The sequence below is a fragment of the Burkholderia sp. Ax-1719 genome (genome assembly GCF_011753055.1).
In the GTDB taxonomy this organism is placed as follows: Bacteria; Pseudomonadota; Gammaproteobacteria; order Burkholderiales; family Burkholderiaceae; genus Paraburkholderia.
This window is the reverse complement of the sequence record NZ_VWWJ01000004.1, coordinates 336,067-354,103: the sequence shown is the minus strand read 5'-3', so window position 1 is coordinate 354,103 and position 18,037 is coordinate 336,067. Positions and strand designations below refer to the sequence as shown.

The following is an 18,037-nucleotide window of genomic DNA, read 5'->3' as shown; positions in this document are numbered from 1 at the left end:
CCGGCCCCTTAGGGGCCGGCTTGCTGCGGCGTTCCTATCGGTCGGCTGGCACGAACAGCGGTAGTTTCTGTTCGCCACGCTGCGTAAAACGCACCGTTACGCGCTGGCCGATGGCGATCGCCTCCGGGTCCGCCTCAATTTGCGAGAACAGGAAATAGCCCTCGTCCATCTGGATAAAGCCGACGGTGTACGGAACGATCGCCGCCCACACCGGCGTCGGCCCGCGCATCACCGTGCTGAACGACCATACGGAACCCCCGCCGCTGGATTGCCGCCAGTCGAGCGAGCGAGAACCGCAGTGCGTGCAGAAGGAATGCGCTGGCCACACGGCCTGTGCGCAATCATTGCAGTGCTGGTAGGTCAGTCGATCTTCCGACAAGGCCGCCCAGTACGGTGCGGCGTCCGGCAGGCGATAAGGCTGCGGCCAGCTATTGAGCGAATGCGTGTCTGTCATGGAATGCTCTCAATCGGATGTCATGTTGCGGACGACAACAGCAGGACCGCGCCGGCCGCCAGCATCCCGCCCGCCCCTTGCACGAGCACGGTTTTCGGTCGACGCGCGGGCGCGAGCCCCAGCGCATCGCCGCGCAACTGGCGCACCGCCTCGACGATGCTGTCCATATTGCACGAGATGCCTGGCTGTCCGAACGATAGCCAGCCCCCGTTGGTATCTGTGGGCAGATCGCCATCAACGCCGGTTCGACCTTCGCGATAGAGATCGATGCCGCGCCCCTTCTTCGCGAAGCCCAGGTCTTCCATCACAATCGGCCCCATATGCGCGAAGTTGACTGAAATCTGCGCCATGTCGATATCGGTGGGCGCGAGGCCTGACATCGCATAGGCCTGCCGCGCCGCTTCGGCGGTCGCCGTCGTCGTGAGGTTGGGAAACGCGCCGAGCGCTTCGTAACGGCACTCCCGCATGTTCATGCGATCGGTGAGGTATTCGTGCGTGGTCGCCGATCCATAGCCCATCAGGTAGACAGGATTGCGTGCATTGCGAGCGTTCTCCGGCGAGGTGACCACGAGCGCGCCGCCCGTGCCGCCGCCCCACGTCGAGCACATCCAGCGGCGCAGCGGCGTCGCTACATAGGGCGACGACAGCACCTTGGCACGATCGATTTCGCCGAATTTCGCTTTGGCGGCATGCGGATGATGACGGCCCCAACGCTGGTTCGCGACGGCGACATCGGCGAGATCCGCTTCGCTGATGCCGAACTCGTGGAAATAGCGCTGCGCAGCTTGCGCGTAGAGCGCGGGAATCGTCGGGCCGTAGGGAATCTCGAACTGCGGATCGGCATCGGCTTCCGCGCCCATGGCAACCGCGTCGACGAACAACTCGGTTGCGTCGCTCTGCAGGCACAGCACGTATTGCGCGCGCCCTGCCGCGATCATCTGCGCAGCGATGGCCAGCGTGGACGTTAGCCCCGCGCCATGCATCGTCAGCTCGCTGGTGATCGTCACCGGCATCTGCATGTGCGAGATGAAGATGTTGCTCCACTGCGAACGCTTGTCGGCCCACGGCGAACGGCCCGTGAACACCGCATCGACCTGATCCTTGCGAATGCCCGCGTCGGCGAGCGCATTGAGCGTTGCTTCCGCAGCCAGTTGCAACGGATCCTTCCTGTTCACGAGCGACGCGTACGCATCGCCCATGCCAACGATCGCGGCTACCGGTTCGGGACTCATACGGGAACTCATACCGGCGCTCCTCAGGCCTTGAAATCAGGCTGCGCTTCGGCGATCAGCGCTTCGAGATCGGCGCGACGACGCAGCATCAGCAGGCTCCATTCGCTGCGCTGCACGACTTCGCCACGCTGGTTGAAGGCCTGGATCAGCATCGTGCCCACGCCAAATTTGTCGTCCTTGTCTTTCTTCGCGATCACTTCGGCAGTGGCATAGACCGTGTCGCCAATCTTCACCGGACTGAGGAAGCGCATCTTGTCCACGCCGTAATTCGCCTGAATCGCCGGGCCAAATTGCAGCAGCCCCGAAATCAGCGTAAATGTCAGCATGCCCTGCACGATACGCTCGCCCCAGCGGGTTTTCTCCGCGTACTCCTTGTTCGAGTGAATCTCGATCCAGTTGCCGGTGAACATGCAGAACGTCACCACGTCGGTTTCGGTCACGGTGCGGCCAGGCGAACGGAATTTGTGGCCGACTTCCAGTTCGTCCAGCGGAATGTTGATGCTGTTATTGATTGCGCTCATTGCCATGTCTCCTGAAATGTCGTGTGCGAGACGGCGTATTTCATCCGCCTCGTGCGTGTTTCGATACGGAATCGCGCGCGTTACTGGCGCATCGACTTCGCGATAATCGTGCGCTGGATCTGCGAGGTGCCACCGCCAATCGTCGACTGGATGCTTTCGCGCAGATAGCGCTCCATGTCCGCCTCAGGCAGGTTCGCGTAGCCGCCCAGAATCTGCATGCCCGCGAGCGCGCACTCCTTGAGCGTTTCGGAGCCGTACAGTTTCGCCATCGACACTTCCCGGCTGCACGGCACATGCTTCGCCGCCATTTGCGCGGCGCGATAGCAGAGCAGACGCGCTGCATCGACCTTGGTCTGGCAGTCGGCCAGCATGTGACGAATCACCTGGAAGTCGAACAGTTGATGATCGAACTGGATACGCTCGTGCGCGTAGCGCGACGCCGTCGCCACGGCCTGTTGCGCGTTGCCCGTGTAAGCGGCCGCCACGGCGCAGCGTTCGAGTTCGAGGTGCTCCGTGATGATCTTCCAGCCCTGGCCTTCTTCGCCGAGCAGCGCATCGCCCGGCACACGCACTTCGTCGAGAAAGATTTCGGTGGTGCCCGTGGCGTGGCGCGAGAGCGTCGGCAGTTTGTTGATGACCATGCCCGGCGTGTCGTTCGGGATCAGCAGCACGGACAACCCCTTGTGCTTGTCGTCCGTGCTCGTGCGCACCAGCATCGCGATCACGGTGTTCTTCGCCGCCGCGCCGCTGCACCAGAGCTTCTGGCCGCTGACGATCCAGTCGCCGTTGCTGTCACGGCGTGCGCGCGTCTTGGTATTGGCGGCGTCCGAACCTGCATCGGGTTCCGAGATCGACACCGAAAAGCGGATCTTGCCGTCGATGAACGGCTGCACATATTGCTTCTTCTGTTGCGGCGTACCGAACTTGATGATGTTCATCGCCGTGAACGTCGGCACCAGCACCGAGCACGCGAAGTCGAAACCAAATTTGCCGAGCCCTTCGGCCATCAGCGAATAATCGAAAATATCGCCGCCCGAACCGCCTTCCTCTTCGGGAATCAGGATGCCAAGCCAGCCTTGATTCGCGATCTTCTCGTAAGCCTCGTACGGATAATCGCGATTCATGTCGCACTTGCGCACGTATTCGACGGTAATTTCGTTGTCCATGAACCGGTTGACGGTGTCGAGCCACATCGTCTGCGATTCGTCCAGAAAGTTCGATTGCATTTGTCTTCGCTCCAGTTAGTGTGCTTGCCTCGTTGTTCTTGCCGGGCATCACTGTAGATAGATTAGGGCCACGCTTTTCTCGATCCAACTGATCAATTGCGAAACACCAGTTCGAAGTTTTCGAATGTCGATCAATTTGATAAGGAATCCGATTTATATAGAATGCACAGGACCGAGTTTGATTACGACAACTCACACGATGACGCGCGCCTCGCGCAAGGCATCGAGTTCGGCGGCACTGAATCCCCACTCAAGTAAGGCTTCTTCCGTGTGTTCACCGGGTCTGGCCGGCGCAGATTGGATCGCGCCCGGCGTCCGGCTGAAGCGCGGTGCGGGAGCGGGCTGGATGACGCCATCGCGCTCGACAAAGGTGCCGCGCGCACGCAGATGCGGATGCATCGGCGCTTCTGTCATCGACAATACCGGCGCGAAGCACACCTCGCGTCCTTCGGCTAGCGCGCACCATTCGTCGCGCGTGCGTGTGCGAAAGACCTCGGCGAGTTGCGCGTGCATCTCCGGCCAGCGCGAAGTGTCGTGCTGATCGGGCATATCGGCGTGCGCCAGGCCCAGCACGTCAAGCGTATTGCGCCAGAAGCGCGCTTCGTTCGAACCCACGCTCAGCCAGCGTCCGTCCTTCGTTTCGTACACGTTGTACCAGGGCGCGCCCGAGTCGAGCCGGTTGCTCGCCCGCTGATCCTTCCAGTAGCCGCTCGCCAGCAGGCCGTAGCACAGCGTCATCAGCGAAGCCGATCCATCGACCATCGCGGCATCGACCACTTGTCCCTTGCCCGAGCGGCGGCTTTCCAGCATCGCCGACACCAGGCCGAGCGCAAGGTAAAGCGAGCCGCCGCCGAAGTCGCCAGCGAGGTTCAGGGGAATGGCGGGCGGCCCTTCGGCGGGACCGATTGCGTGCAGCACGCCCGTGAGCGAGATGTAGTTGATGTCGTGCCCCGGCGCCTGGGCGAGCGGGCCATCCTGTCCCCAGCCCGTCATGCGGCCGTAGACCAGCGCCGGATTGGCGGCGAGGCACGCATCGGGGCCGAGCCCGAGCTTTTCGGCTACGCCGGGTCGAAAGCCTTCGACCAGCGCATCGGCTTTGCCGACCAGTTTCAGCACCGCGGCGGCCGCATCGGGACGCTTCAAATCGAGCGAAACGCTGCGGCGGCCGCGATTGAGCAGATTGAAACGTGGGTCGCCAGGCACGCCGCCGTCATAGCCGGGCGGACGATCGATGCGGATCACCTCCGCACCAAGGTCCGACAGCAACATGCAGCAGAACGGTACAGGGCCCACACCGCCGAGTTCTACGATCCGCACACCGCTCAGCGGGCCTTGGGTTTCGCGCATGATGACAAGCCTCCTGACAAGGGCTTTTCAGCTTACCGCGCGCTCCGTCCCCGACCAATGGCGAAAAATCGAAGTACCGATTCGACTCTGGCGAATCGGCGGATATCCGCCCATCACGCTGGCGGCTGCCTCGCTTCGCGCCGGTAGCGCCCCGGCGGACAGCCCATTACCCGTGCGAATGCGGTACTGAACGCGTACTCCGATGCATAACCGGCCTCGGCGGCGATCGAGGCGATGCTGTCGTTCGTCGTGTGCAGCCTCTCTCCGGCCAGCAACATGCGCCAGCGGGTCAGGTATTCGATCACAGGCGTTCCCATCAACTGCTTGAAACGTTGCGCGAAAACGGCACGAGACATCCCCGCTATGCCCGCCAGCCGCGCCAACTGCCACGGGTCGCCTGGGGCGTCGTGCATGGCCCGGATGGCTTTTGCAATCTGGGGGTCCGAGGCGGCCTGCAACCAGCCGGGCGTCAGCGTCGAATGCGGCATGTCGATAAACAGACGAAGCATTTCCACCAGCATCAAATGCCCAAGATGCTCCGCGACCAGGTCCGTACCCGGACGGGGCGACTTCAGCTCCGTCGCCAAACGTCCCATGGCGCGGCGCAGGAAATTGGCCTGCTCACTATCCGCAGGAACCCTGAATATTCCCGGCAAGGGATGCAGCAGCCTCGCCACCTGATCGTCGGAGAACTCGAACAGGCAACTGACGATCAGATAGTCTCCACCGCCCCCGATCGACTTCAACCCCCTGTGTCCAAGCGTGATCTGCGTGGCCGCTTCGACCGGTGCGAGGCTCGGGTCGCTGGCCAGCACGAATGCGCGCCCCTGGCTGACGAGATAGCAGTCTCCCGGCGTCAATGGCTGCCACTGCGTATCCGTGTCCGTCCTGATCCAGCAGTTCCCATATTCGACCGCGCAGAACTTGACGCCGTCATCCGGCGGAAACAACAAGGACCACGGACCGGCGACATCCAACGCCGCCGTCCGGGTGCTACGCGGACGCAGTAGCGTCAGGATTTGGGAAAGAGGATCCATTGCCGGCCAAGACGTTCGCGAATGAAATCAAGATTGGCTCGCATTGTACGTCTTGATCACGGTCTCTACATTCTCTCTGCGAATTTGCTGACCACCGCAAGCCATCGCCTCTTTTCAGCCCATAACAGACAAATTCAACGGCCTGAGCGCCGCGCGCGAGCTCATCCCGCGCACTATTGGAGACACAGTCATGCCCTTCAGCCTTTTGCCCATGCGCGACAAATCCGGCGTCCAGCCCGGTCAGTTACTGATCGATGGTCAATGGCTCGATGGCGACGGACCGCGCTTCGAGCAATTGCATCCGGCGACGCAGGAAGTCATGACGTCGTTCGCGAGCGCCACTGAGGCGGAAGTCGATCGCGCCGTCGTCGCGGCGCGCCGAGCATTCGATCAGGGTCCGTGGCCACGTATCCCGGCGGCGGATCGCCGTCGGCTGCTGCAGCCGATCATCGAGCGGATATTCGCCGAAGAGGCCGAGCTGGCAGCGCTACAAACACTCGATAACGGCATCCCCTATCACTTGAGCCGCAGCGCCCGGCTTTCCCCATCGGCGGCCGCGAGCATATTCGATCATTTCGCGGGCTGGACCGACAAGATCAATGGCGAAACCTACCCGCGTTTTAGCAGCGCGCCGATGGACTACATGACGTTTCGCGATCCCGTTGGCGTGGTCGCCGCAATCCTGCCTTTCAACGGGCCGCTTCTGACTTTCGCGCTGAAGGTAGCGCCGGCGCTGGCCTGTGGCTGCACCGTCGTGATCAAGCCATCGGAGTTGACCAACATCGCCGTGACGCGCCTCGCGAAAATCCTCCACGAAAGCGATCTGCCACGAGGCGTGATCAACCTCGTCACGGGCGATGGAGCCACCGGCGCGGCGCTCGCAGGTCATCCCGGCATCGACAAGGTCAGTTTCACCGGCAGCCCCAGCGTTGGCGAAGCCATCCTGCACGCCAGTGGCGGCAACATGAAACGTCTCTCGCTGGAACTAGGCGGCAAGAGCGCCGCGCTGGTGTTCCCCGATGCGGACATCGTCGCCACGGCCAGGACCTTGATGGGTTTGTGCTCGACCTTTCTTTCGGGGCAAGTCTGCTCGACGCCCTCTCGCGCCGTGGTGCATCGCTCGGTCCTGGATGCCTTCCTGCATGCTGCTGCCGAGCAACTCAAGGAAGTGCGCTTCGGCGATCCCTTCGATCCTCATACCACCTCGGCTCCGCTTGTGTCGCGCCGACAGATGGAACGCGTGCTCGACTATGTGCGCATCGGGCGGGAAGAAGGCGCGCAACTCCTGCATGGTGGCGATCGGCCAGGCGGCGAATGGGACGCGGGCAACTGGGTCAACCCGGCCTTGTTTCTCGTCGACGACAACGCCATGCGGATCGCCCAGGAGGAAATTTTTGGCCCGGTGCTCACGGTCATTCCGTTTGACACCGAAGAGGACGCCATCCGCATCGCCAACGACAGCGCGTTCGGCCTCGCGGGCTGCGTCTACACCCACGACATCAAACGCGCTCTGCGCGTAGCGCGGTCGATGCGCACGGGCTCGGTGGGCATCAATGGCTACGCCAGTTCACCGCACGCGCCGATGGGCGGCATCCATCGGTCTGGGATCGGGCGTGAAGGCGGCTGGGCTTCGATCGAAGCCTTCACTGAACTCAAAACCGTGAACTTCAACATGGCCGATTGAGCGCCCATCCGCAACCTCGTGTGCAGCCAAGGAAAACAACAATGGAAACGTTCGACTATGTGATTGTGGGTGCGGGCAGCGCGGGCTGCGTCATCGCGCTGAGACTGGCCGAGGCCGGTCACAGCGTGTGCGTCCTGGAAGCCGGTCCCGCCGATCGCAACATCATGATTCACGTGCCTGCGGGCTTCATCCATTCCGTATCCAACCCTCGCCTGACCTGGGGATTTCATAGCGCGCCGGTTCCGGGGATCGGCGGCCGGCGCGTGCCGCTGGTGCAAGGTAAGGTGCTGGGCGGTTCCAGTTCGATCAACGGCATGGTCTACAACCGCTGCCAGCCGCAAGACTACGACGCGTGGTCCGCACTCGGGAATCCGGGCTGGAGCTTCGAGGACGTGTTGCCCTATTTCCAGCGTTCCGAGCGTCGACTTGGAAACGGCGACGATGCCTTCCGTGGCCGGAGCGGGCCGATTACGGTCAGCAATCCGAATTATCACAATCCGCTCTACGCCAGCTTTATTGCTGCCGCCGAAGCACAAGGCATCCCGTTCACGGATGACTACAACGGTGCAAGCCAGGATGGCGTCGGCGACTTCCAGTTCACGATCGATACGACGCGCGGCCCCGGGCGCCGCGCCAGCACCGCAGTGGCGTTTCTCAAGCCAGCGATGCGCACACGCCGTGTGACGGTGCGCACCGATTGCGTCGCCGAAGAAGTCCTGTTCGAAGGGCAAAGGGCGACGGGCGTGCGCTATCTCCATCGCGACGGCCAACGTCAATCGGTCAAGGCAAGGCTTGAGGTGATCCTCTCGGCGGGGGCGATCAACACACCGCGTCTGCTGCAGATTTCAGGCATTGGCGATAGCGCGCATCTGCAGGCCATCGGTCGCGAAGTGCGGATTCATTCGCCGGGTGTCGGCGCCAATCTTTCCGACCACTATCAGGTGCGCCTGTCTGCACGGCTGCAAGGCGTAAGCACGCTGAACGAACGCGCCTCTGGCTTGCCGCTGATCGCCGAAATCTTCAACTGGTTGCGTGGGCGGCCCAGCGTGCTGTCACTCGGTCCGGTGCCGCTGCGTTTATTCTGCCGCACCGATCCCGCCATGGCCGTGCCCGATCTGCAAATGTCCTTCACACCCGCCAGCTTTAAAGCGGGAGAAACGGGCAAGCTGGATAAATATCCCGGCATGACGATCGGCGGCTATCAACAGCGTCCGGCGAGTCGTGGGTATGTTCGTGCGGTTTCAACGCAGGTGCAAGACGCCCCCGAAATCCAGCCAAACTACCTGGACGCGGAATCCGACCGTGCGGCCATCGTAGAAGTTGTGCGGATGGCGCGGCGACTGATGCGCTCGACGGCGTTCACCCCGCATTTCGTCGACGAGACCTTTCCCGGCACGTCGACAGGCGACTCTGATACCGAGATCCTCGACTTCGTGCGTCGGTCCGGCGGCACGGCGTTCCACCACATGGGCACGGCCCGTATGGGACCCGCCAAAGATCCGATGTCGGTAGTCGATTGCCGTTTGCGAGTGCGCGGGGCAAGCAATCTGCGCGTGGCAGATTGCTCGATCATCCCGATTCCGCTGTCGGGCAACACCAACGCACCGGCCATCATGATTGGCGAAAAGGCAGCCGATCTGTTGATCGAAGACGCCCGTAGCAGTTGAGGTAAGTCGCGCATTTTCCGCGATGTCAACTCAACGCGAGCCGGCGTTCCGTACTTCGCAGCTTCCCCCGATTCGCGATGCGCCATTGCGGATGCCTCCGCCCGAATCGCGTCGCGCACCACCTGTATCCGTACGATCGCGCAAGAAATGCGAACGCTGCAGCACGGCGGGCGCGGCATCGGCTGCTTAAGATTTATGTTTGACGACGTCCGCCGACGCGACAAAAAAAAATCGACAACTTAAGGAGACATCATGCAGACCGCCCTGAGTGGCCGCGAGGACACCTTGCGCCGCTACGAACACCTGTATATCGACGGCGCATGGGTGAAGCCGATCAACGGCGAACTGGTTGAAAGCATCGACCCCGCCACCGGCAAGCCGTGGGCGATTGCGCCGATGGGCGGCCCGCAGGACATCGATCGTGCCGTCGCGGCGGCGCGCGCCGCATTCAACGGCCCGTGGCGACGCATGCCCGGCCACGAACGCGCTGCGCTGCTGCGCCGACTGGCGGAGGTCTTCAGCGCGGCGATCCCCGAACTGGCCATCATCGAATCGCGCGACAACGGCAATCTCGTGCGCGAGCACCGCGCGAGCCTGACCGCCCAGGTGCAGTGGTATCAGTGGTTCGCGTCGTTGGCGGACAAGGCGCAAGGCACGACCATCCCGATCGACGACAGCGTGCATGCGTTTACAACGCGCGTGCCGGTTGGCGTCGTAGGCGCGATCATCCCGTGGAATGCACCGCTGCTCGCTACCTGTCTGAAGGTCGGCGCGGCGCTCGCGGCCGGTTGCACAGTGGTCGTCAAGCCCGCCGAGCAAACGCCTGTGTCGGCGCTCGAACTCGCCCGCCTCGTTCACGAAGCGGGTTTTCCGCCAGGCGTCTTCAACGTGGTACCCGGTTATGGACGCACCGCTGGCGCACATCTGGTCCAGCATCCGGACGTCAACAAAATCTCGTTCACGGGCGCCAGTCAGACTGCGAAGCAAATGGTTCGCGATGGTGCCGACAACCTGAAACGCTTCACGTTCGAACTCGGTGGCAAGGCGCCCCACATCCTGTTTGCGGATGCCGATATCGACAATGCGATCAACGCTGCCACGGCGTCCGCGTGGCGACTGACCGGACAGAGTTGCGCGCTCGGCTCGCGCGTGCTCGTCGAGCGGCCCATTTACGAGCGCGTCGTCGAGGCCTTTCGCGCGCGAGCGAAGTTAGTGCGCGTCGGCATGCCGTCGATCGATTCGAATCACATGGGACCGCAGTCGCACGAAGCCCAGTTGAACAAGACGCTCTCCTACATCGAAATCGGCAAACAGGACGGTGCGGAGCTCGTCGCCGGTGGCCATCGGATTACGACGCCCCAACTCGCAGCGGGCTTTTTCGTCGAGCCTACCGTGTTCGCCGGCGTCACGAACCAGATGCGCGTCGCGCGCGATGAGATCTTCGGGCCGGTAGCGTCGCTGATTCCATTCGACGGCGAGGAAGAAGCCATCGCGATCGCCAACGATACGCCCTACGGTTTGACAGCGGGCCTGTGGACGCGCGATGTCGGACGCGCGCATCGTGTGTCGAGCCGTATCGAAGCGGGCATGGTATGGGTCAACACCTACTCGTTCCTGCGCTGGTCGACGCCTTACGGCGGCTTCAAGGCCAGCGGCTGGGGCCGCGAAAACGGCATCGATGCGCTCGATCCATATCTGGAAACACGCACGACCGTCATCAGCACCACCGGCCAGTTTCCGAACCTCTACGAATGAAGCAAGGAACGATAAAGATGAAACCGTCCACCATCATCGAGCAGCTTGCTGAGTTTGCAGCCAGCGTCGATACCGACCGATTGCCCGATATCGTCGTGCAGGAATGCAAGCGCGATATTCTCGATTCGCTGGGCGTCGCATTGGCAGGAATCGATCATCCCAGAGGACGCATCGGTATCGAAATGGGCCGCCGTATCGGCGGCAGCGCAGGAAGTGCTAATGGCGCGACCATCATCGGAACAGGCGAACGGACTACCGTTTATGGCGCAGCGTTTGCCAACAGCGAACTGCTCAATGCGCTCGATGCCGACTCGGTGCTGCTGCCGGGCCACGTGAGCCCGTACGTGCTGCCCGGCGCGTTTGCCACAGCCGAAACGCAGCGGCGCTCCGGCAAGGACCTGATCGCCGCCGTGGCGGTGTCGCACGAGATCTCCTACCGCTTCGGCGCGTCGATGAGCGGCTACCGCGATACGCGCGACGGCAAGTCTGCCAATCCGGCCTCGGTGGTGGGATACAGCAGCACCGTGTTTGGCGCGACGGCTTCGGCGGGTAAACTCAAGCGCCTCCCGGCAGACCAGTTGGCCAATGCGTTGGGTCTCGCAGCCGCATCGGCGCCCGTGAACGCCCAGCGCGCCTGGTTCACGCATGCGCCCACCGCCACCATCAAATACCAGCTGGCCGGCGGTCTCACCAACATCGCGCTCACGGCCGCCGACATGGGAGAGCTGGGGCATCGCGGCGACCTGCGTATCCTGGACGACGAGGTCAACGGCTACGCGAGCTTCATCGGCACTGACCGCTGGATGCCCGGGCTCATCACCGGCGGCCTGGGCGAGGAGTGGCGTTTCCCCGCCTTCCAGATGTTCAAGCCCTACCCGCACTGCCGCGTCATGCACGCCCCGCTGGATCTGCTGATCGACATCGTGACCCGCAACGATCTGAAGCCCGACGAGATCGACAGCATCACATCGTTTGGCGAAGGCTGGGCCTATGTGCTGCCCTGTTTCACCAACCGCGAAATCCTGCAGGTGCACGATGCGCAGTTCTGCTTCTCGCACGGCCTCGCCGTTGCGGCGCATCGCATTCCACCCGGCCCGCGCTGGCAGGATCCGGCGGTCGTGTTCGACCCATCCGTGATGGCGCTGATGAAGCGCGTCTCGCTGGAAACGCACCCGAGCTATTTTCAGTCGATCTCGGCGGACATTTCCAGCCGGCCGTCGCGCGTCGAGGTACGCGCACGCGGCCAGGTTTTTGTCGGTGAGAAGATGTTCCCCAAGGGCACGCCGTCGGCAGATCCGTCGACGTATATGACGACGGACGAACTCGTCGGCAAATTCCGCGCCTTTGTCGACGGCCTGCTGCCCGCCCAGACCATCGACCGGGTTGTCGACAGCGTGCTCAATCTGGAACATGTCGAGGACTTTGGCACCGTTATCCGCCAGTTCGTGCGAATCTCAGGCCAGTAAGCGCCGCGCTCGCACGTCCGGCATGCTGGAGGATGTGCAAATCGAAGAGGTGCGCGGCGGCTGGTGGCCGCCACGCATTTCACATCTTGACTTCATTTAGCCAAGCGCATCACGCGCCGTCGTGGCAGACGACCATTTAACGACCTGTTCGAGCCCGTGGCGGCACAATATTTCGCTTTCGTTGAAGTGGACGAACGACTTCGCGCCCGACTCCATACCGGTCTGCATGCTTTCGATATTGCCGAGATCCTCAAGCATCGTGTCGGTGATGTGCGACGTGAAATGTTCGAGTTGCAGCCGTTCACGTACCGATGTCGGCGTCTTGTTGTAGAAGCGCGCCTCCCACACCGTCGTATTCGCCGAGGTCGGCCAGAATTCATGCGTCCAGAACTGGTTGGCCGAGATCTGCAGATGCCAGTTCGGGAAGAACCAATTGACGTCGCTCGACCATTCGGCATGCCGGGTGGGGTTGATGGACTCGTGCTCGGTGATCGGATTCACATCGTTGCCTTTACGCGTACCCGTGACCGTCTGGCCCGCCGAGAACAGCCAGCGCATCACCTTCGCCTTCTCGGACGGCTGACTGCCCGTATTCAGCCACAGCGACATCGAGCGGTGCGCTCCGTAAAGGTTCGCACTAACAGGACGACTGAACGGATTCGGACGCCCCGTGTAAATCGGACCCAGCGTCTTCGGATGGATCGAAGCAATATGGTAAGCCTCGCTGAAATTCTCGGCGACCGCTTTCCAGTTCGCCTTAAATTCGCCGCGCAGCACGATGCAGTTATCCGGATTCGGATACACGATACCGGCAAGCGCGTCCGCCATCGGCCCAAGAAATTCTTGCAGGCTGACTTCGGGCGCCGGCGCCATATTGACGAAGATCCAGCCTTCCCACACATCGACCGTCACGGGTGTCAGTCCGCACTTCTTCTTGTCGAGGTTGAAGAAGCCGCCTTCGTCGGGCACGTTTGCGAGCGCACCGGCGTTGTTGTAACTCCAGCTGTGATAGCGGCACACAAAGCGCTTCGCATTGCCGCTGGGTCGATGCTCGACGATATTCGAGCGGTGGGCGCATACGTTATGAAACGCGCGTACCGTGCCGTCGTCTGAACGCGTTACGATGACCGATGCGTTAAAGATCGCGAGTTCCTTCAAGAAGAAATCATCGGGCTTTGGGATGCGCTCGACGCGTCCAACCATGAGCCACGAGCGACGAAATACCCGCTCGCGTTCGACTTCGTATTGAGCCGGATCGGTATACAGCGCCACGGGCATCGCTTCGGTCTTCAGACCGACTGATTCGGTGAGATGGGTTTGAATGTCGTTCGGGTGATTCATACCAGCTCCTGCAAATAGGAGAATGCGAAGAGGCTCAGCCGTGCGGCTGGAAACCCGTGACGATCTTCAGCGCGTGCTGCGGCGGCGCATGACGAATGGAGGGCGCCTGATGCATCTCGACCGCGACGGCGGCATGACACATCGCGAGTAACAAGCGGAACAGGTTTTCTGCCGGGGCGGGCATCTCGTTCAGCGGAAACTGTTCGAGATAGACCGTCGCTTCTTCTGCACGCGCAAAGATCGCCTCGTAAAAGCACACGATTTCCGCGTAAGGCATGGCGGCGCGATCGATCCAGCGCGCGTGGGACGTGGGCGCGCCCCAACGGGCGACGAAAGGCTCAAGCTCTTCGAAGCCTTCCGGCAGGCGGCCGGAATCATCGGATACTGCGTGATTCATCATGCTCCTCCAAACGTGTCTGCGCCGGACAATGACGCAGGTTTTTTTACGTGTGCGGACAAGGCCGTCTCCTGTGCATTGCGATCAATCGGTGATGGACGTAAACGCATCATGACTTAACCGATGTTATGGAGTACGAATTCACAAAAAATGAACACGCGCCTGTCCGCGGCGCTCGGCGTTCCTGCTCCATCAATGGAATCAGAAACACCCGGCTAGATGCTATTTCGCCATTGATTGACGGGTATATCGAATGAGTCCGCTTTTTCTTCTAGTGCGTACGGATTTCGATTGCCGCTGCAATGTCAGGGGTCAAGCTACGCGTGAGCCGCGGAGTGAGGATGCCGAACTGCGTCACGCTCATCGGCTTCGATGGCAGGCGGCTGGCGACGGTACTGGATCGGGGAACAGGATGTCGTTCGTTTGAACGCGGTACAGAACGCGCTTTCAGATTCATAACCGAGCGCGTACGCAATCGATGAGACGCTTTCACTGCTGCCGCGCAACCGGTTCATTGCCATCAGCATGCGCCATCGCATTAGATAGCTCATCGGCGTTTCGCCGACGATTTCCTTGAAGCGCTGCGCGAAAATCGTGCGCGAGAGCCCCGCGATACGCGCGAGGTCATCAAGCGACCAGTGTCGGCCAGGTTCATTGTGCATGGCGCCAATCGCAGCGCTAATCTGGCGATCCGATAGCGCGGCGAACCATCCGGCGGGAAAATCAGAGGACGAATTCGTCAGATGAAGTCGCAACATCTGCACCAGCATCAGATGCAGCAGGTGATTCGACACCAGCATGCCGCCCGGCAGCGGCGCGTGCAATTCCCCTTTCAGTTGCTCCAGCGACCAACGCAGAATGTCTGCCTGCGGACTAGCGCGAGGCGAACTGACGAAGCGCGGCAACCCGTCGAGCAGTCTCGCGGCATGATCGTTGGGAAACGAAAAAAACACGCCGATCAGCAAAACCTCGCCGCCACCGTTGTGGATCGCGACGCCTTCACGTTCGATGGCTTCCAGCACGGCCGATGAGTCCTGCGGCGGCAACGACGGGTCGGTCGATAGCGTAATGCCGCTGCCGCGATTCAGCAGAAAACAGTCGCCCTCTTCCAGGTGAACGGGTTGTGCCATGCCATCGACCCTTCCCCAACATTCGCCTTGCAGCACCGCAGCGAACTTGATGCCGTGGTACGGCGGAAAGAACAGCGACCACGCGCCCGCAGTGTCAAACGAGGCATAGAGCCGGTTGTGCGGCGTCAATGACGAAAGGACATCCGAAAGCGGATCCATGGATAGCGGGTGGGCAGTCGTTGGGTACGTCATCGTCGATGATGACCGAAGCAGGCGCGTCGCATCGCGTTGATAGTAGCACCGGGTCAATCGGATACAGTGCGCGACCTGCTTAACGATTTCCCTGGCTGAAGCCGCCTTTTTTAAGGTCGATTTTTGCTTGTTGCGTTTTGTTTTCGATGTACGGAACGCGACGATTTAAATCGCAATTCGCTGCGGGCACCGCGCTACGCTGAGGGCGCTGCTTTGACCGTCACGGATCGCAGAACGATCAAGGCGAGTAGCGTAGCGCGTCCACCAGCAAACTGAGCGCTGGCGATTTACGGCGGTTGGGATAGTAGAGGTGATAGCCCTCGTAGGTCATGCGCCATTCGCGTAACACCTCGATCAACCGACCCGCTTCGAGATGCTCACAGACAAGACGCTCGGGCAAATGCGCGAGACCGACATGACCCAATGCGGCCTCGACAACTTGCGGCAGGCTGTTGACCACCAGTTGTCCTTCGACCTTGATCCGTTGCTCCTTGGTGCCTTTACGGAACGACCATGCGAAATTGCCCTGTGTTGGCAGGCGCAGATTCACACAGTTGTGCTCAATCAGTTCACGAGGTTGCCTGGGTTTGGGATGGCCCTCGAAATAGACTGGCGAGCCCACCGTCACCATCGACACGTCGGAGCTGATGCGCACCGCGATCATATCTCTTGAAACAAGGCCCCCGCGTCGCACGCCTGCGTCGTAACGCTGCTCCACGATGTCGGCCAGCCCGTAGTCCGTGGCGATCTCTACCTTGATCTCGGGATAGCGAGCGAGGAACCCGGGCAAGACCGGCCACAACACCGTTTGAACGGCGAATTCATCGGCGGAAATGCGAACGGTGCCAGCCGGTCTGTTGCGCAGCGCGCTCATCTGGGTCAGCCCCTGCTGGATTTCCTCCATGGCCGGCCCCACCAGCGCGAGCAGACGCTCGCCGGCCTCAGTAAGCGAGACCTTGCGCGTGGTACGCACGAACAGCGGCATGTCCATGCGCTCCTCCAGCGCGCGGATCGTCTGGCTCAAGGCCGACTGGGACACGCCCAGCCTCACCGCCGCGCGCGTGAAGTTGTGCTCTTCCGCCACCGTCAGGAAGACCTGCAGGTCGCGCAGATTATCGCCAATCATTAATAAGTTTCTCTAATGGCACCATGCGGATTATATGCCCTAGTTGAAACACCGAATCGTTACCACAATGAGCTTGTACCGCTTCGGTGCTCTCTTACCCATTTACCTAACGGAATCTACGGCAATGAAATCGGTAACTTTCAGGAACAGAACGTGGGACGTGGCAGCCGAACTGCACTTCCCCGCTGACTTCGACGAGAACAAACAGTATGCAGCGCTTGTCTGTGTCCATCCGGGCAGTAGCTGCAAGGGACAGACCGCTGGCCTGTACGCCGCGAAACTGGCCGAGCAGGGATTCGTGACGATTGCGTTTGACGCCTCGTTTCAGGGCGAAAGCGGCGGCGAACCGCGATATATCGAAGACCCCGCAACCCGCGTCGAAGATATCCGCTGTGCAGTCGATTATCTGGTGACGCTTCCCTATGTGAACGAGGAAAAGATCGGCGTGCTGGGTGTGTGCGCAGGCGGCGGCTATGCGGTGAATTCCGCTATGACCGAAAAGCGTATCAAGGCTGTCGGCACGGTGGTCGGCGCGAATATCGGCCGGCTGTATCGCCAGGGCAACCCCATCGCCACGCTGGAAGCCGTCGGTAAGCAACGTAGCGCCGAGGCGCGCGGCGGCGAACCGATGATCAACAACTGGATCCCCAACTCGACCGCGGAACGTGACGCCGCCGGTGTGACCGAAGTCGACGTGTCGCAGGCAGTGGACTACTACCGTACGGCGCGCGGCCAGAATGCCTGCTCGCCCAACAAACTGCGCTTCACCAGCATCGGCAGCGTCATGGCGTTCGATGCCTTCCATCTGGTGGAAGAGCTGCTGACGCAGCCGATCCAGATCGTTGTGGGCAGCGTGCCCGGCGCGTTCGGCTCGCTGGCTGACGGAAAGGAACTTTACCAACGGGTAAAGGGCGAGAAGGATCTGTTTGTCGTCGAAGGCGCTACCCACTACGACCTTTACGACCAGCCGGAACCTGTCGCTCAGGCTGTTGCGAAGCTCGTGCCGTTCTACAAAAAGCACCTTTAATCACGCAATCGCACACTGCTATACGACTACGCTTACCGCGAACTGGAAAGCGTAGTCACGTCAGCAGCGCGCCACGCCTATCGGGCGTCCTGCCTACGAATGACGTCCGTGATCGGCTCAAAGTAGCAGGCATAGCGCACATCGGCTAACGAATCGCTCATCGGCATCTCGGGCGTGCCTATCCGTGCCTGAATACCGTCGGTGATGACTTGCGGATCGCGCGCATCGCACTCGTAAAGCGCCAGGTATTGCCAGGGCTGCGGCGCCGTGCCTCGTTGCTGCGCGGTGCGCCTGAAGCGTTGAGCACTTAGCACACCCGGTACACGCAGCACGTCGGGAACATGCTGCCCCGAATACCATTGGTCGAATTCCTGCTCTTTCCCGGGAACAGCATTCGTCAGTACAACGTATGTGAATTTCGGCATTGAAAGTCTC

16 protein-coding genes are annotated in these 18,037 nt (G+C 61.4%); 5 read left to right on the top strand and 11 right to left on the bottom strand.

The window, feature by feature from the left end; genetic code table 11:
• Positions 1–34: 34 nt before the first annotated feature.
• From F3J17_RS11100 to F3J17_RS11075, 6 genes are all read right to left on the bottom strand, one after another.
• Positions 35–454, bottom strand: a complete 420-nt coding sequence (locus tag F3J17_RS11100; RefSeq protein ID WP_167057438.1) for an OB-fold domain-containing protein — start codon at positions 452–454, stop codon at positions 35–37.
• Positions 455–474: 20 nt separating this feature from the next.
• A complete protein-coding gene (locus F3J17_RS11095) occupies positions 475–1,686 on the bottom strand; it encodes a thiolase family protein (RefSeq protein ID WP_167057833.1) in 1,212 nt (403 codons plus the stop codon).
• Positions 1,687–1,709: 23 nt separating this feature from the next.
• Positions 1,710–2,207 (bottom strand): MaoC/PaaZ C-terminal domain-containing protein, encoded by a 498-nt coding sequence (locus tag F3J17_RS11090; RefSeq protein WP_167057435.1) that lies wholly within the window; start codon positions 2,205–2,207, stop codon positions 1,710–1,712.
• An 80-nt stretch (positions 2,208–2,287) separates the two neighbouring features.
• The gene (locus tag F3J17_RS11085) at positions 2,288–3,433 is read right to left on the bottom strand and encodes an acyl-CoA dehydrogenase family protein (RefSeq protein ID WP_167057432.1); all 1,146 of its coding nucleotides are present in this window, start codon (positions 3,431–3,433) and stop codon (positions 2,288–2,290) included.
• 192 nt (positions 3,434–3,625) lie between these two features.
• The gene (locus F3J17_RS11080; RefSeq protein WP_167057429.1) at positions 3,626–4,780 is read right to left on the bottom strand and encodes a CaiB/BaiF CoA-transferase family protein; all 1,155 of its coding nucleotides are present in this window, start codon (positions 4,778–4,780) and stop codon (positions 3,626–3,628) included.
• 113 nt (positions 4,781–4,893) lie between these two features.
• Positions 4,894–5,817, bottom strand: a complete 924-nt coding sequence (locus F3J17_RS11075) for an AraC family transcriptional regulator (RefSeq protein WP_167057426.1) — start codon at positions 5,815–5,817, stop codon at positions 4,894–4,896.
• 190 nt (positions 5,818–6,007) lie between these two features.
• On the opposite strand from F3J17_RS11075, the gene F3J17_RS11070 reads away from it, so the two are divergent.
• From F3J17_RS11070 to F3J17_RS11055, 4 genes are all read left to right on the top strand, one after another.
• On the top strand, positions 6,008–7,501 hold the full coding sequence (locus F3J17_RS11070) for an aldehyde dehydrogenase family protein (RefSeq protein WP_167057423.1): 1,494 nt from the start codon (positions 6,008–6,010) through the stop codon (positions 7,499–7,501).
• Positions 7,498–9,168, top strand: a complete 1,671-nt coding sequence (locus F3J17_RS11065; protein ID WP_345891168.1) for an FAD-dependent oxidoreductase — start codon at positions 7,498–7,500, stop codon at positions 9,166–9,168. The genes F3J17_RS11070 and F3J17_RS11065 overlap by 4 nt, the downstream gene beginning before the upstream one ends.
• Positions 9,169–9,420: 252 nt before the next feature.
• Positions 9,421–10,923 carry an aldehyde dehydrogenase gene (locus F3J17_RS11060; RefSeq protein ID WP_167057420.1) on the top strand — a complete coding sequence of 501 codons (1,503 nt, stop codon included), beginning with the start codon at positions 9,421–9,423 and terminating at the stop codon, positions 10,921–10,923.
• Between the two features lie 17 nt (positions 10,924–10,940).
• Positions 10,941–12,389 carry an MmgE/PrpD family protein gene (locus F3J17_RS11055; RefSeq protein WP_167057417.1) on the top strand — a complete coding sequence of 483 codons (1,449 nt, stop codon included), beginning with the start codon at positions 10,941–10,943 and terminating at the stop codon, positions 12,387–12,389.
• Positions 12,390–12,485: 96 nt separating this feature from the next.
• On the opposite strand, the gene F3J17_RS11050 is transcribed toward F3J17_RS11055, so the two are convergent.
• The 4 genes from F3J17_RS11050 to F3J17_RS11035 all read right to left on the bottom strand — a co-directional run bounded on the left by F3J17_RS11050 (position 12,486) and on the right by F3J17_RS11035 (position 16,575).
• Positions 12,486–13,730: an aromatic ring-hydroxylating dioxygenase subunit alpha gene (locus F3J17_RS11050; protein WP_167057414.1), complete on the bottom strand. Its 1,245-nt coding sequence runs from the start codon at positions 13,728–13,730 to the stop codon at positions 12,486–12,488.
• 34 nt (positions 13,731–13,764) lie between these two features.
• Positions 13,765–14,130 (bottom strand): hypothetical protein, encoded by a 366-nt coding sequence (locus F3J17_RS11045; RefSeq protein ID WP_205194725.1) that lies wholly within the window; start codon positions 14,128–14,130, stop codon positions 13,765–13,767.
• 314 nt (positions 14,131–14,444) lie between these two features.
• Positions 14,445–15,416, bottom strand: a complete 972-nt coding sequence (locus F3J17_RS11040) for an AraC family transcriptional regulator (RefSeq protein WP_167057408.1) — start codon at positions 15,414–15,416, stop codon at positions 14,445–14,447.
• 271 nt (positions 15,417–15,687) lie between these two features.
• Positions 15,688–16,575: a LysR family transcriptional regulator gene (locus F3J17_RS11035; RefSeq protein WP_167057405.1), complete on the bottom strand. Its 888-nt coding sequence runs from the start codon at positions 16,573–16,575 to the stop codon at positions 15,688–15,690.
• A gap of 67 nt (positions 16,576–16,642) precedes the next feature.
• Between F3J17_RS11035 and F3J17_RS11030 the strand changes: the two genes are divergently transcribed.
• Entirely contained in the window at positions 16,643–17,602 is a 960-nt protein-coding gene (locus tag F3J17_RS11030; protein ID WP_240160907.1) for an alpha/beta hydrolase, read from the top strand.
• A 77-nt stretch (positions 17,603–17,679) separates the two neighbouring features.
• On the opposite strand, the gene F3J17_RS11025 is transcribed toward F3J17_RS11030, so the two are convergent.
• On the bottom strand, positions 17,680–18,027 hold the full coding sequence (locus F3J17_RS11025; RefSeq protein ID WP_167057402.1) for a DUF4286 family protein: 348 nt from the start codon (positions 18,025–18,027) through the stop codon (positions 17,680–17,682).
• Positions 18,028–18,037 lie beyond the last annotated feature (10 nt).

What these genes read in the sequence shown, in the direction of transcription:
- F3J17_RS11100 (WP_167057438.1), bottom strand. Translation starts at nt 454, where the DNA reads ATGACAGACACGCATTCGCTCAATAGCTGGCCGCAGCCTTATCGCCTG.
- F3J17_RS11095 (WP_167057833.1), bottom strand. Translation starts at nt 1,686, where the DNA reads ATGAGTCCCGAACCGGTAGCCGCGATCGTTGGCATGGGCGATGCGTAC.
- F3J17_RS11090 (WP_167057435.1), bottom strand. Translation starts at nt 2,207, where the DNA reads ATGAGCGCAATCAATAACAGCATCAACATTCCGCTGGACGAACTGGAA.
- F3J17_RS11085 (WP_167057432.1), bottom strand. Translation starts at nt 3,433, where the DNA reads ATGCAATCGAACTTTCTGGACGAATCGCAGACGATGTGGCTCGACACC.
- F3J17_RS11080 (WP_167057429.1), bottom strand. Translation starts at nt 4,780, where the DNA reads ATGCGCGAAACCCAAGGCCCGCTGAGCGGTGTGCGGATCGTAGAACTC.
- F3J17_RS11075 (WP_167057426.1), bottom strand. Translation starts at nt 5,817, where the DNA reads ATGGATCCTCTTTCCCAAATCCTGACGCTACTGCGTCCGCGTAGCACC.
- F3J17_RS11070 (WP_167057423.1), top strand. Translation starts at nt 6,008, where the DNA reads ATGCCCTTCAGCCTTTTGCCCATGCGCGACAAATCCGGCGTCCAGCCC.
- F3J17_RS11060 (WP_167057420.1), top strand. Translation starts at nt 9,421, where the DNA reads ATGCAGACCGCCCTGAGTGGCCGCGAGGACACCTTGCGCCGCTACGAA.
- F3J17_RS11055 (WP_167057417.1), top strand. Translation starts at nt 10,941, where the DNA reads ATGAAACCGTCCACCATCATCGAGCAGCTTGCTGAGTTTGCAGCCAGC.
- F3J17_RS11050 (WP_167057414.1), bottom strand. Translation starts at nt 13,730, where the DNA reads ATGAATCACCCGAACGACATTCAAACCCATCTCACCGAATCAGTCGGT.
- F3J17_RS11045 (WP_205194725.1), bottom strand. Translation starts at nt 14,130, where the DNA reads ATGATGAATCACGCAGTATCCGATGATTCCGGCCGCCTGCCGGAAGGC.
- F3J17_RS11040 (WP_167057408.1), bottom strand. Translation starts at nt 15,416, where the DNA reads ATGGATCCGCTTTCGGATGTCCTTTCGTCATTGACGCCGCACAACCGG.
- F3J17_RS11035 (WP_167057405.1), bottom strand. Translation starts at nt 16,575, where the DNA reads ATGATTGGCGATAATCTGCGCGACCTGCAGGTCTTCCTGACGGTGGCG.
- F3J17_RS11030 (WP_240160907.1), top strand. Translation starts at nt 16,643, where the DNA reads ATGAGCTTGTACCGCTTCGGTGCTCTCTTACCCATTTACCTAACGGAA.
- F3J17_RS11025 (WP_167057402.1), bottom strand. Translation starts at nt 18,027, where the DNA reads ATGCCGAAATTCACATACGTTGTACTGACGAATGCTGTTCCCGGGAAA.